The following is a 13,968-nucleotide window of genomic DNA, read 5'->3' as shown; positions in this document are numbered from 1 at the left end:
ATCCTCGGTTTTCCCGCGCCCGATGGTTGCCGCCTTGGTGGACATTCCCAGGAGCAACAATTACGTGTATTATGCAATCAATATGGTCGCCCTGGGATTATCCCACGTGCAACAGCACCACCCTTCGCCCCAGTCGACCCCACTAGTCCATCAAGGCAGACAGCTAGGAACTTATCCCCCATGATTGAGCGCACACTCTTCGAGGATGACCATAAGGCCTTCCGCAGCTCGGTCGCCGAATTTATTCGGCGCTCCATTAGCCCCGATGTTGATGAGCATGCCGCAAGCAAACGAATTCCGCGCGACGTCTGGCAGGACGCAGGCGAGCATGGCTTCCTTGGCCTTGAGGTTCCTGAGGAGTACGGCGGAAGCGAAGCTGGCGACTATCGGTTCAATGCGGTACTGCTCGAAGAGCTAGCCAAAGTGAACCTTGCCCTTGCTTCGTCGATGAGCATTCATTTCGATGTGGTCGCACCGTATCTCGTTAAGCTCTCGACGCCTGAGCAGCGTAAACGCTGGCTGCCCGGGTTCTGCGACGGCTCCATCGTGACGGCGATCGCCATGACAGAGCCTTCTGCCGGTTCCGACCTGGCCGCCCTCCGAACCTCTGCCGTAAAGGACCCGAACGGTGGGTGGGTTCTCAACGGATCCAAGATCTTCATCACCAACGGAGGTTCTGCGGACCTCATCATCGTGGCCGCCCGAACGACTCCCGATAGCCGTGGGAAGGGAATCTCTCTCTTCGCCGTCGAAGCGTCAATGCCGGGCTTCAGCCGCGGAACGCCACTCGATAAGGTGGGCCAACCTGAGGCCAACACCGCCGAGCTCTACTTCGACAATGTCCACCTCACTGAGGGCCACCTGATCGGAAGCCTTAACGGCGGATTCGGCCACATGATGGAACTACTTCCGCAGGAGCGGATCGGCGCCGCCGTAACCAATCTCGCACACGCCCGCCAAATCCTCGACGAGACGATTGAGTATGCACGCAATCGCCAAGCCTTCGGCCAGGCGATTGGGTCGTTCCAGCACAACAAATTCCTGCTCGCGGAACTCGTGACAAAGACTGAGGTGACCCAGGCATACGTCGACCAGTGTGTCGCTGCGCAAGTCCGCGGAAAGCTTTCCGCCGTCGATGCCGCAAAAGCCAAGTGGTGGGCCGCGGACGTACAGAATGAGGTTCTCGACCACTGCGTCCAGCTATACGGAGGCTATGGATTTATGAACGAATATCGCGTCGCCCGCGCCTGGAAGGATGCCCGCGTTACTAAGATTTGGGCAGGCTCAAACGAGATCATGAAGAACATCATCGGACGCGACCTCGGCTTCTAAGCACGATTTGCCTGAGTGCCGGCCGCAGGCAATTTTGACCACGAGCCCTGGTCATGATTCGACGCTGAAGGCCCGGGAAACATGGAGCGGCGCCGCGATTGCCCAGCACCTCGCCGCAGATGGCCGCCGCGTCGCGGTGATCGACCTACACGGGTCGGCCGGCGCGGTTGAAGTCGTAAGCAATTGGTTCAAGATTGTTCAGGAGCGGGTGCAATCCCCGCGCAGGGCTTCCTTATGTTGGCGCTTCTTACGTGTCTCACCGAGGGTCTGGTAAGGAATGAAGGAACGGAGATTCCCGTCAACTATGGGCTCAGTAAAGTACGCCTCGTCCACCCCGTTCCGGTGGGAAGCCATACAAGCGCGCGATCGAGCATTGCTTTAGACGAGCGGGGGCTCAGGGCGCGCGCGCCAACAGCGTCGGTATACTCTGTAATCCAAAGCAACTTACGTGTACCATACAAATAAATTTGGACGTGTTCGACGGAGGCGTGAACCACCAATGAGAGAAGCTGTGATCGTTTCGGCCGCGTGCAAGGCAATCGGCCGCGTCTGCCGTGGTGCCTTCAACAACACAGAAGGGCAATCCGTAGCCGGTCACGTGATCTCGCACGCGGTGCAGCGTGCAGGTGGCAGGAAACGGGTCCCGATCATGGTCGGGGAAGTCGATGTATCAAAGGAGTAAGCAGTGAGAATTATTGTTCTGATCAAGCAAGTGCCCGACACCTACGGGGAGCGCACCTTGCTGCCCGATGGCCGAGTTGATCGTGACCGCAGCGACGCGGTAATAGACGAGATCAACGAACGTGCAATCGAGGTCGCCCTGCGGCGAAAGGATGCCGACAAGGCCACTGAAGTAATAGTCATGTCGATGGGCCCGGAATCAGCCACATCATCGTTACGGAAAGCGTTGTCGATGGGAGCCGATTCCGCAGTGCACGTTCTCGATGACGAGTTGGTGGGAGCGGATGCTGTGCGTTCTGCTCTGGTAATCGCAAGGGCCGTTGAGCGGATCGGCCATGTTGATCTGGTCCTGGCAGGCGATGCATCAACCGATGGTCGGGGTGGCGTTATCCCGGCCATGGTCGCAGAGCACTTGGGCCTGTCGTACCTGACTTCACTCGACAACCTGCAGGTTGATGCAGATGTCAGAGGGACCCAAACGACCGAGTCCGGTACCCGCGACGTGCGGGCACCGCTGCCCGCCCTAGTGTCCGTCACCGAGAGTGCTGACGAGGCGCGTTTTCCCGGGTTCAAAGGAATTATTTCGGCCAAGCGAAAGCGGATCGACGTGGTCTCGCTATCTGACCTCGGGATCGATCCCTCCTTCCCCGGCCTAGCCCGCTCGATCGTCCTTTCCACGGCGGCACGCCCCACCCGTGAGGCCGGCATAAAAATCCATGACGAGGGTGCCGCGGCCGACAGGCTCATCGAATTCCTCGTCGCCGAGCGCCTCATTTGAGCCGCTAAGAGATTTGGAGAAAATCACGATGTCGAACGTTCTTGCTTTCATCGAGGTCTCGCCCGCGGGCATGATCCGTCGTTCGTCCGAGATGTTGATCGGTGCTGCCGCCTCTCTTGGCACTCCGATTGCCGTCGTAGCGGTCGCGCCCGGGCAGGGTGATGGCGTGTCCTCGCGTCTTGGCCAGTTAGGCGCAGCTCGGGTATACGTCGCCGAGACAGATGCCGCGGCGACCGCCGTTGCAGTTGCCCAGGTCGCAGCGCTTCAGGCAGCGGTCGCCGAGTACTCGCCAACTGCGGTGCTGACCGCCAATACCCTGGACGGTGTCGAGGTCGCAGGCCGGTTGGCGGTTCGCACGGGCGGGGCTCTGTTGCTCGACGCAGTCAGCGTGCGGACAGACGGCGACAGCGTCGTCACGTCCCATTCAATCTTCGGGGGCGCCTACAACACCGAATCTACGGTCACCGGAGGCCTAACGATCGCGACGGTCAGGCTCGGTGCCATTGAGGACGTCGTACCCGCAGCATCGCCCGAGACCAGCACCGTCCCCATCCCGGTAGACACATCGAAGTCAACCGTCATCACTGCCGTGAACGACGAATCAATGGTGTCAACCCGTCCCGAACTGCGGGGGGCGACCACTGTCGTGTCAGGTGGTCGCGGCGTCGGCTCAAAGGAGAACTTTTCGATTGTCGAAGACCTCGCCGACACGCTAGGTGCTGCCGTGGGTGCATCCCGGGCTGCAGTGGATGCCGGGTATGTGCCGCATTCCTATCAAGTGGGGCAGACCGGCATCACGGTGTCGCCGCAACTCTATGTCGCGCTCGGCATCTCGGGTGCGATTCAGCACCGTGCAGGGATGCAGACCGCCAAGACAATTGTCGCTATCAACAAGGATGACGACTCCCCCATCTTCGATATCGCCGACTTCGGAATCGTCGGGGATCTCTTCGAGGTAGTACCCAAGCTTGTCGAGGGAATTAGGGCCCGGCAGAAATGACCAGCAGCAGCGTGATGAAGAAGCCCCGGGGCCAGCGGAGTCGATGGTTCGCTCTGGTGTGGGTGATCCCAATCGCATTGGTCGTGCTTGGTGTGGTTGTATTCGGCGCCCAGTGGCTGCGCACCTTGTCCGGAGTGCAGTCCTTCGTTTCAGACAACCCCGGGCACGTACTCCCGCCTGTCGGCCCACCCCAGGGCTTCCCCGAGTGGTTGCGATGGAGCCACATCTTCAACATGCTACTGATCTTGATGATTATTCGCAGCGGTTGGCACGTCCGCACCACGCAGCGCCCGGCCGCCTATTGGACACGCAACAATAAGGGGCTCATCCGCACCAAGGGCAGGCCCACCAAGGTAAGCCTGGACCTGTGGCTGCATCTGAGCCTTAGTGCACTATGGGCTGCTACTGGGCTCGGGTTTTACGTTCTACTGTTCACCACAGGGCAGTGGCAGCGGGTGGTGCCAGTGTCATGGGAGCACATTCCCAACGCTTTGTCGGCCGCGCTGCAGTATGCGTCTCTTGACTGGCCGCTTGAAAACGGCTGGGTCTCGTACAACAGCCTGCAGATGATTGCTTACTTCGTGACCATTTTCATCGCCGCACCGCTGTCAATCATCACCGGCATCCGCATGTCTGGAGCGTGGCCCAAGGACGCGAAGATCAACAAGGTTTATCGAATCGAGCTCGCTCGGGCCATCCACTTCCCGGTGATGCTCTACTTCGTGCTGTTCATCATCGGCCACGTGACCCTCGTGTTTGCGACCGGGACACTGAGAAACCTCAACCACATGTTTGCCGGCAGCGACGACGACACTTGGGCTGGTTTCTGGTTCTTCGCCGCGGCCCTCGCCCTCATGGCGGTGCTCTGGGTGGCCGCACGGCCCATCATTTTACGGCCCATTGCTTCCCTGATGGGGTCTGTAACCAAAAACTGACTGTGGAACACAGGCGGTCACACCAACGAAACCGTCGAGAAGGGGCATAGTTGACTCTTTGTACAACATCCCTGGGACCGCACCATCCTTGCTGTTGTCCTCGAATGGCGAGGCACAGGATAGGTCTGTTCAAAAGAAGCGGCAGCCTTGGCCACGATAGTGGCCCTTGGCATTGCATTACGGGGTAAGCGAAGGCTAGATATTCTATTCGTGTGTTGTGCATTCAACCGCTTGGTCTGACCCTAAGGCCACGGACCGCCCGCGCGCGCACTTTTGGGGTTGAGCGTTGTGGTCGGGAGGGAAAACAGCATCCGTCGAGACTTAAGCCATGACAAGTTTGGAAACGAGGAAGGCAGTTATGACAGCATCGGTCGGCGATACCGTTCGGCTTAGTCCAAATCAGCGCGTGATTGATGAGGCGTTGGGATCCATCATTCGCTGGTCCCTTTATGAGTTCCACACACGGTTAGTGGAGAGGTCGGGCGTCTCGATAGATCGCTCCATGATCTCGATACTCACTCGATTGTCAGCCGCTGGGACGCTCCGGATCTCTGATCTCGCAGATCGTCTTGGACTCGACAGGTCTACCCTCAGCCGGCAGGTAGCGGCAGCAGTGGCAGCTGGCTATGTCAGTAGAACAACCGATGAATCGGACTCTCGTGCATATCTTGTGTCGATGACGGATGAAGGTAAGGCAGCTTACCAGGCGGTACGTCAGGCCAGGACTCGCATCATGGTGGAATTGACTCGCCAAATGAGCTCGTCAGAAGTGGACCAAGTCTCCGACGCCCTTCCGATATTGGCGCGCGCGATCGACAATTTGTCCGCCTCCGCGGGTTCGGGAAAATAAGCCGCCGTTCAGATTTAAAGCAGCGTTTTGGCCAGCCACACGTGGAATGAGGCAGTACTTCCAGTTCGGGGGTCCCACACGGTGCCGGCCGCCAGTATTTTCCTTTCGGATGCCTCAGGGAAATCAGGCACCCTGACCGACGGTTGCATAGGGTCGAAACGTAGTCCATGGCAAATGCGGGCGCGTACGCCGTTGATCCTCGAACGATGAGTTCGCCTTCCAGCCTTCGCGGCTATGGCGAAGAAATGGGCGCGCCCTCGATCCTCTTCATGAGAAGATCGGCTCTGATTTCTGCCATGCGTTCTATCGGCTGCTGCTCTGTGGTCAGGTGATAACCGATAATCTGCACGCCATACGTCTCCATCGTGCCTTCGCCGGGGACCCGTGGTCGATCTCCTGAGCGATCTTTCCCAGCTAACTCACGAATTTTCGCGTCTCACTCTCATTCAAGGACGCAGGAATCGAATAAACGACTCGATCCAGACCGAGCTCAAGGTATGGCTCTACGAAGTCGAGCCGCCCCATATTGAGAGTGACTTCCACCGGCTTCCCCAGGGCCGCCGCCCGCTCGCGCAACTCTGTGACCCGGTCCCCGAGACTGTCGAAGGTATCCTCACTGTGACCAGGCATCCAGCCGTCGGCGTGAGTCAGTGTTCGGTCCAGCACCATCGGACCCATACCGCCCATTACCTGCACGACGCCGAAGAGGAAGCGTCCGCCCGTTGATGCCAGTCTTCATGCGACCACCTCCCTGTGGGGTATCCGGTCCGATGAAGGGGCCGCGGACTCATTTGCGCCGAGCTAGCGCGGCCTCGTGGTACGGGATGCACAGGGAGTCCCATTTCACGTGCTCACTGGATTCGTAGCCCACGTATCCCATGCGCCTGGGAATACTGGAGGCTTCCAGCAACCGCGACCCGAATCTGGATCATAACCGACTGCGCGGCCAGGCTAGCGTCCTTCAGTCCGACCTTATGCGGTCGTCAGGCACTCACGGGCCCGCGAGGACGGCCAACACGTCTTTAGGTGTTGAAGACGCGGTGGAGTTGGACCATGTAGTCCTCACCTCGGACCGAGGTGGGGGCGTTCAGGATCTCCCGGTTCACTTGGATCATCAGGTCGCGTCGGAGGATCGACTGCGATTTGTCGGCTGCCGCGAGGGCGTCAGCGACCTTTTCTTTGGTGAAGTCCGTGCAGTAGACGGGAGTGCCTGGCTGTTGCCGCCACGACTGCTCGAGGTTGCCGGCGTCGAAGGCATCGAAGCCTGTCTCCTCGACCAGCGACATGGCCAAGGCGCGTTGGGCGTCGCTGTCCCCAGCGACGGGAATTGCAATACGGTCGCGGTGACCCACAGGTGTCGCCTTGGAGTCGAACGAGCCAGTGTTGATGGCATTCCATGCTTTGATTACTCTGCGGCCGAACTGTTCGCTCACCCAGAGACTCTGCACCTGACCCTCGTCTACCGCGGCGATGTTTCCGTCGCGATGGGGGTAGTAGTTCGAGGTGTCGATGACCACTGCATCGTCGGGAAGCTGTTCGATCAGCGGCCTGAGGTCAGGTACCCGCGCAAAGGGGACGGAGGTGATGAGGACCTCGACTCCGTCGACAACCTCACTCGCCGTAACGGCGGTTGCGCCGCTGCTCAGCGCGTTGGCAGGAATCGTTTCGGGCCCGCGGGAGTTGGCGACCTTGACCTGGTGACCGGCCGCGGCTAGTCGGTGGGCCAGGGTCGTGCCGATATTACCGACGCCAAGAATTCCTATGCGCACTTCTTCTCCTTACTAGTGAGCCTCTATACTGGCAGCTGCCGAACTGCCTTGGCGCCAATAGAAGATCTCACCGAGAAACCGAAAAACCCAGGCATCAAGATGGAGAGCCTTTTTGGCTAATTTTACGTTGAGCGTCTCAGCTTCACGCCCTGGGTCTGAATTGACTTTCGCATATACGCCTGGTCGAGCCCAACCCTGGCTTGACGATTCGCCAACGTAGTTTCATTCAAACAAGTACGTCGGGTGATATGAAGGGTCGGATGCGTCCATGGAGTGCCTCACCGCCGACAGATTTCCGTCGTGAATTATGGTCGCGGCGTCCGTGCCGATCCCATAGATGGAGATTGGCTCCCTAAGCGGAGGGACTTCTTGGAAGAATCCCCATTCCGGGATAAATTGACGATTCGCGATTCTCCACTCGCCGTCGCGCCTCTCGAATCTATCCAAATGGCGGTTTCCGGCGACCCGAAGAATCGTGTTCCCCGTCTCCGATCGTTGATGAACGATCTTGTTTGCCTGGACGTAACTTTCGACTCGTGCCATATCTCCGTCAATGTCGATCAGAATCTGGAGAGCAACGTACTGGATCATCTCACCGACGAACGCGAGCGGGTTCCCCCCTGCTTTCGCAGCGGCGTATGGATTGCCGACGAAGAATGGCTCATGATGATCGACGGCGTCCGGAAAATAGCACGTACTCTTGAGCGCAGTGTCACCACGATTCTTAGCTCGACACTCACGATAAATCACATCGCGTATTGCACGTTCATCAAGCAGGAGCTTTACCTGCTCCTCGAGCGTCCAATTGCTATTGTTCTTCGGTTCGAAGACCATAGATTCTTCTCTCTGTTCTGAGAACCCTTTTGCTCAACCGATATTCCACAATTCCTCGCCTTTTGATTACGTGCTGGTGCTCAGCGGCCAGGGCCAGTCATGTCGATCAACCTTGGACTTTTGATCTAAAGGCTTTTGAGGGCGCCGCGTCCTCCTAGGAGGAATGCGAAGGCCAGACCAATAAAGGATACGATCGTCATTACTATTGCGATTACGGCGACTATCGAGTATGAGCCGAAGTTCAGCTCGTCGTAGAGGAGTGTGCCCATTACTTGGGTATTTGGTGAGCGGACGAGCATTGATGCAGCAAATTCGTGGCTGAGCAGCAGGAACATCAGCGCCGCGGCTGCTCCGAAGGTTGTACGCATGAGTGGAACAAGTATGAGGAACGTAGTTCGCCAGATATTGGCGCCGGCCACTTGCGAGGCTTCGATGTATTGCATGCCAAGCGATAACATTCCCGATGTTTGAAGTCGGGTCGAGAACGGGATCATTAATGTCACATAGACCGCGATTACCACCCAGTTCGTTCCGTATAGGTTCAGTGGTGGGCCGCTGTAGGCCAGCAGGAAGCCCAGACCAAATATTGCCGCCGGTATTCCCAGGGGCATTGCGACAAATATGTCCAGGATCATCTGTAATGGTGCGAAGCGGCGCCCGTATACCAGTATGGCCGAGCACAGGAAGCCGATGGGAATGGCAATCATGATCGAGATCAATGAGAACCCGATGCTGTTTTGCACCGCATCACCGATCGCCGGCGAATTCAATGCCTCACGGAAATTGTCGAGTGTGAAACTCGACGGCACAATGTCTGCTGTCCATCGCGGCGACAATCCAACAATAACGATGGCCATCAGCGGCAATATGGCGGTAATGAGGGCATAGGCGCCGATCCAGAACACTCCAGCAGGCGAGGACCGTCCTACGGGTTTGAATCCCTTGCCACCGTGAGTCACGAACCGACTCTGATTTCCTAGTAGCGCCCGTTGGCCGAACACGATGAGCACACCAATAACGATCAAGGGAGCACCCAATGCTGCCGCTGCGTTGAAGTCCACCGGTGAAGAGTTCAAATACTGAAACATGCGGGTCGTGAGGACCTGAATGTTCGAGTTCCGTCCGAGCAGGAGTGGCGCGGTGAACTGGCCTAGAGCCAATAGGATCGCAGTCGCCGTGGCGTAGACAAGGGATGGCCGAACAAGTGGCAGGATAACTCGGAAGAATACACCAAGTTTCGATGATCCGCAGACCTCTGCCGCCTCGATCAGGTCAGAATTGATGCCAGTGAGGCCAGCGCTCATGAAGAGGTAAACAAATGCTGTGATCGAAAGGCCGGTAGATAGCACAATCCAAGGCGTCGTGTAAACGTCGATCGGTCCGGTCGACAGGTCCGACCACCATGGCAGGTTACGGAGCACCGTGTTGGCATAGCCGACCCGTGGAGAGAAGAGGAAGATCCAGCCTGTGATGCTGGCAACCGAAGGTAGAAGGATAGATAGTACTGGTAATGTCGACATCCAGCGCAGCCGTCGTGGCAGGCGCAGAGCAAACCAAGCCAGTGCAGTGCCCAGGACGAGCGCCAGGGCGACGGACCCGACTGTGAGCACGATCGTGGTCCAAATCGCCTCACCGATATATGGATCTTCGAACGCGGTTTTGTAGCCGTCGTTCAATAACGATCGGTCGATGATATAAGAGATCGGCCGTATGACAAGTACCCCAACGCAAAAGACGAATAGCACCAAGCCAGCGGTCCTTGCATGGCTTTTTCGGATGCGTAGACGCGGCTTCTGCGTTTCGCTGCGCTTTGGTGAAGCACTGTGGGCGGGCACTTCATCTACGTCGTGATCCTGCTTGAGTGGGTTCATCATGCCAGTCATCGACTCGCCCCGGATTTTTCCTTCAGCGCAATACCATTATCCGCCTGGTCTGGTCCCAGCGAATCGGCTCTACTCGTTGGAAACAGTTTGGCGTCCTTGGCCGAAAAGATGACTGTCGTGTCAGCCCCGATGTCATAACGGTGCTCCGCCTCACCAGTAAGTGGGATACGACAGGTGACTAATCGAGCATCGCGGAGTTGAACGATGACATCGACTGAAGCCCCTCCATATTCGACGTCGGTGATCGTACCTCCAGCGATACCCATCTCGCCGGGGCCAAGCGAATCGACGGTTCCCAACCGGATTGCTTCCTGGCGCACCCGCAAGTTCGCGGCGTCCATTGAAGCGTCGGGAACCCGGCCCACAAGCTGCCCGCAGTTGCTGGCCCATCCCGATGGTGTCTTGAACAAGGGGACAGAGTTTCCCATCCCGATAAACGCGGCAACGAATTCTGTGGCGGGATTTTCATAGACTTCGCGTGGGGTCGCCAACTGTTCAATCCGGCCCTCGCTCATGATTGCCAGCCGATCGCCGAGTGCCAATGCCTCAGACTGGTCATGAGTGACGTATAACCCTGTAAATCCGACGCGTTGATGCAACTGGTGAATCTCGTTACGCAGTTGGTCGCGCAACCGGGCATCAAGGTTCGACAGTGGCTCGTCAAACAGCAACAGCGAAGGACGTGCCACCAGCGCTCGCGCCACGGCGACGCGCTGCTGCTGGCCGCCGCTCAACTGGCTGGGATACCGGTCGAGAAGATCAGTACAATCAACCATTCGAGCAGCCTCGTCAATCCAGCCTTCCTCGAAGCCCTGCCTCAGCCTGCGGGCCCGAAGAGGATAGCCAATGTTGCGACGAACTGTCATGTGGGGCCACAGTGCGAACGACTGGAAAACCATTCCAACGTCGCGCCGGTTAGGACTCAGATCGAGGTGCCGTGTGGTGTCACAGACCACCTTACCGTCAATACTGATCCGGCCAGCCGATGCCTGCTCGAGGCCGGCCACCAAACGAAGCGTGGTTGTCTTGCCACACCCACTCGACCCGAGCAGGACCAACAACTCGCCCTCATCGACTGCAAAGCTCAAGTCGTCGACCGCGACGACATCATTGCGGCGGCCAACAAACTCCTTACGCAATTTTTGAATCTCTAACTTAGCCATGAATCCATCTCTTATACGATCAAATAGCGTGGGCTTCGAAACAGTTACTTACTTAGCCAGCATTTTGGCCCAGCGCTGCTGGAAGGCAGTGAAGTCCTTCGGGGGTAGCGGCTTATCCATGACGAACTCAATTCCCTTACTGTCATACCGCGGCGGTACCGACTTCACGATGGGCTGGATTCCGCCCGCAGCCAGCGCCTTTTGACCGTCCTCGGACAACAGCCAGTTGGCATACACCTGCGCCGCGTTCGGATGCGGACTCCCCTCAAGCACCCCCACCTCGGCAGGGATGGTGTAAGAACCGTCGTAGAGCGAGAAGTCGACCGGCGCACCACCATCTTTCGCGGCGAGAACGTTCGCCAACGGGACTGGGAGCAACGCCGCAACTTCGCCTGCCCCCAAAGCCGCTACCTGCGGATTTGAGCCGGCGTAAATCTGTGGTTTGCCCTGAGAGAACAACTTGTCGAGGAAACCCTCCCCGCCCGTTTGAGGCTGCTCCATCGCTTGATACAAACCGACCACCGCCGGGCCAATCGAAGGGTCTGTTACACCCAACAACGACGACTTAAGCTTCAAGAAGTCTCCCCATGAGTGAATGCCCTCCGGAAGCAACTTGGTATTCCAGGCCCACGCATACGGTGTCTGACTAATGTAAGCCGAATAGGGGGTCCGCTGGTTCACTTTCCGGTCAAACTCAGGGTTCGCCAATTCCGGTAAAGCCAACGGCACTAACTTGCCCGTATCAGCCATCTTGTCGACCACATTATTAGCCAGATTGTCGAACACGTCCCCGGTGGCATTTCCAGAAGCAATCTCGGCATTCAGACGTGCCTCGATATCAGCCGGACTCAAACGCACATACTTCACCGTGATGTCGGGATAGGCCTTATGGAACGCCTCCGGCAGTATTGTCACCAGTTTCGCATTCAGCACGCCATAGACCGTAACCTGACCCTCCTTGTTCGCTGAATCCACGACCTTCGACCACTCCGCCTCGTCCAAAGTCTTAGCCGATACCGTGCTCGGACCTGAATCGGGCTTGACCGCCGAACCGGCACCCCCAGAACCGCACGCAGTCAGCATCATCAACCCACACACGGCAATAAAGAACCACCGCATACTCATTCTCTTCTGTCTACGCACAGCTAATCTCCTCTGTCTACACACAATTGAACTCGAATCCACATGACCCAGGATTCCAGGCAACAACAACGCGGAAAGTAATCCACATCACACGACTGAATAGACCATAGCCGAATTTTGGATACGATGTCAATCGTGGCTGGGATACGATTTCAACGACCTTCCTGACGCCTCGATACGGCGGTCAGGGAGTCTCTGGCTGAAGCTGTTTGCACGAGTCTGAACGCGAGAAGCCTGTCCAGCGTGATGCTGATAGGGAACTCGGTACGCGTGTCACTCTCGCATGGACGTTTTCGCAAAATATGGGTCCGGCTGGTCTACGAGCTCGACGACGGCCCCATCTCCATCGCGGTGACATGCCGGATCCTGACGGTCTCCACGACGGGCCGCTACGAGCGGTTCAGCCCCGTCTCAGGCCCGGCTCCTCGTCTCAGACAACGTGCGAGAAGGGGAAGGGCACCGCGTGGGTGAATCCATCGCAGAGCCTGTCTTCGCCTGCTGAGGTGTGCGAAGGATGTGGGACAGTCGCGGAGTTTCATTTGGGTCAGGAAACCGCCGCAAGTGGTTGCGCGATGGGCATTAGAGCCGTCATCGCGGTGGCCACCGGCAGGCTGTCATTGTTGCCGGGTCGCCAGAGGTTGTAGAACACTTCGATGTATTCACTCCACGCCGGGCCTCCTGGCGGGTTGTGAAGCTGTGGTGGTGGTAGAAATCGTTTTTCAGGGATGAGAACGCCGACTCGGCCACCGCGTTGTCCCAGCACACTCCGGTGGCTCCCATGGACTGCCGTATCCATCGCTTTGTCCTTCCATTTGGAGCATGGATACCAGACACGCAAAACAGAAATATCCAGCTGAGGAACAGGCCCCCAGATCCCCGAATCAAAAAGGCTAAACGCGACAATCTCGGCTGAACCGATTCCTCGGCATAATCGGAATGGAAGATTGCCGTTGGTTCGTTCAGAGTGATCGCAGCATTGTTCGTCAACGCGTCAGCAATGGGCTCGGTAGGCATGTGATCATCGATCGGCTAGCCCACCACTTTCTTGGGTTTGCAGTCGATCACCGTCGCAGACACACAGAACCCTGCCACGTATGGATTTTAGTAATGTCGCCGGCGAACTTGACCCGGGGCTGGTCGGCCGTGAAGTTCGGCTCGACCAGGTCCGGCATGGTCGCTGCTGCGGCGCCGCCAGCTTCGGTGGCACCCGAAACGGTCTTGGCTGGCAGGAAATGACGCCTTCTCTACGCATGATCTCGCGCTACAGTGCGGCCGAGCACTCGGTACCACTCATCGATCAGATCAGCATGGATCCTCCGATACCCCTATCGTCCAGTCTGGCGCGGCGAAGAAAACAACACCTTGGCCGTCGGCACCTGCCGGCGGGCTGCTGTGGCTGACTGCGGAGGGGTGAGGCAAAGATAGAACCCCGACGTCGACACATGAAGCCAAGCGCACGTCTTGAGGAGTGGCGGTGACGTAGTCGACCACGAACGCCTCGCCCATCGGGGCGAGGCGGGGTCGAGAAACTGCGCCGCGCCCGACAAGCATAATTGACCGTCCACCCAGACGACGTCCAGCGACGCACCCAACAACCGTA

At 57.9% G+C, this 13,968-nt stretch carries 10 protein-coding genes and 1 pseudogene; 5 read left to right on the top strand and 6 right to left on the bottom strand.

The window, feature by feature from the left end:
* The first annotated feature begins 180 nt into the window (after window positions 1-180).
* The 5 genes from VUN82_11495 (at window position 181) to VUN82_11475 (ending at window position 5,576) form a co-directional block, all read left to right on the top strand.
* Window positions 181-1,332 carry an acyl-CoA dehydrogenase family protein gene (locus VUN82_11495; protein XAS74400.1) on the top strand — a complete coding sequence of 384 codons (1,152 nt, stop codon included), beginning with the start codon at window positions 181-183 and terminating at the stop codon, window positions 1,330-1,332.
* Window positions 1,333-2,017: 685 nt separating this feature from the next.
* On the top strand, window positions 2,018-2,791 hold the full coding sequence (locus VUN82_11490) for an electron transfer flavoprotein subunit beta/FixA family protein (GenBank protein ID XAS74399.1): 774 nt from the start codon (window positions 2,018-2,020) through the stop codon (window positions 2,789-2,791).
* 28 nt (window positions 2,792-2,819) lie between these two features.
* A complete protein-coding gene (locus VUN82_11485; GenBank protein ID XAS74398.1) occupies window positions 2,820-3,791 on the top strand; it encodes an electron transfer flavoprotein subunit alpha/FixB family protein in 972 nt (323 codons plus the stop codon).
* A 14-nt stretch (window positions 3,792-3,805) separates the two neighbouring features.
* A complete protein-coding gene (locus tag VUN82_11480; protein ID XAS74670.1) occupies window positions 3,806-4,726 on the top strand; it encodes a cytochrome b/b6 domain-containing protein in 921 nt (306 codons plus the stop codon).
* Window positions 4,727-5,054: 328 nt separating this feature from the next.
* Window positions 5,055-5,576 (top strand): MarR family transcriptional regulator, encoded by a 522-nt coding sequence (locus tag VUN82_11475; protein ID XAS74397.1) that lies wholly within the window; start codon window positions 5,055-5,057, stop codon window positions 5,574-5,576.
* 1,022 nt (window positions 5,577-6,598) lie between these two features.
* On the opposite strand, the gene VUN82_11470 is transcribed toward VUN82_11475, so the two are convergent.
* The 6 genes and pseudogenes from VUN82_11470 to VUN82_11445 form a co-directional block, all read right to left on the bottom strand.
* Window positions 6,599-7,345, bottom strand: a complete 747-nt coding sequence (locus tag VUN82_11470; GenBank protein XAS74396.1) for an NAD(P)-binding domain-containing protein — start codon at window positions 7,343-7,345, stop codon at window positions 6,599-6,601.
* A 222-nt stretch (window positions 7,346-7,567) separates the two neighbouring features.
* Window positions 7,568-8,179, bottom strand: a complete 612-nt coding sequence (locus tag VUN82_11465; GenBank protein XAS74395.1) for a nuclear transport factor 2 family protein — start codon at window positions 8,177-8,179, stop codon at window positions 7,568-7,570.
* Window positions 8,180-8,304: 125 nt separating this feature from the next.
* On the bottom strand, window positions 8,305-10,062 hold the full coding sequence (locus VUN82_11460) for an iron ABC transporter permease (protein ID XAS74394.1): 1,758 nt from the start codon (window positions 10,060-10,062) through the stop codon (window positions 8,305-8,307).
* Window positions 10,059-11,225, bottom strand: coding sequence for an ABC transporter ATP-binding protein (locus VUN82_11455; protein ID XAS74393.1), 1,167 nt, complete (start codon window positions 11,223-11,225; stop codon window positions 10,059-10,061). The genes VUN82_11460 and VUN82_11455 overlap by 4 nt, the downstream gene beginning before the upstream one ends.
* 48 nt (window positions 11,226-11,273) lie before the next feature.
* Complete coding sequence (locus VUN82_11450) at window positions 11,274-12,344, bottom strand: extracellular solute-binding protein (GenBank protein XAS74392.1); 1,071 nt, start codon at window positions 12,342-12,344, stop codon at window positions 11,274-11,276.
* A gap of 661 nt (window positions 12,345-13,005) precedes the next feature.
* A pseudogene (locus tag VUN82_11445) lies at window positions 13,006-13,166 on the bottom strand (integrase core domain-containing protein).
* Window positions 13,167-13,968: the final 802 nt, after the last annotated feature.

This window comes from Micrococcaceae bacterium Sec5.1 (genome assembly GCA_039636795.1).
Classification (GTDB): Bacteria; Actinomycetota; Actinomycetes; order Actinomycetales; family Micrococcaceae; genus Arthrobacter.
The sequence above is the reverse complement of the archived record's forward strand: the minus strand, read 5'-3'. Positions and strand labels throughout refer to the sequence as shown.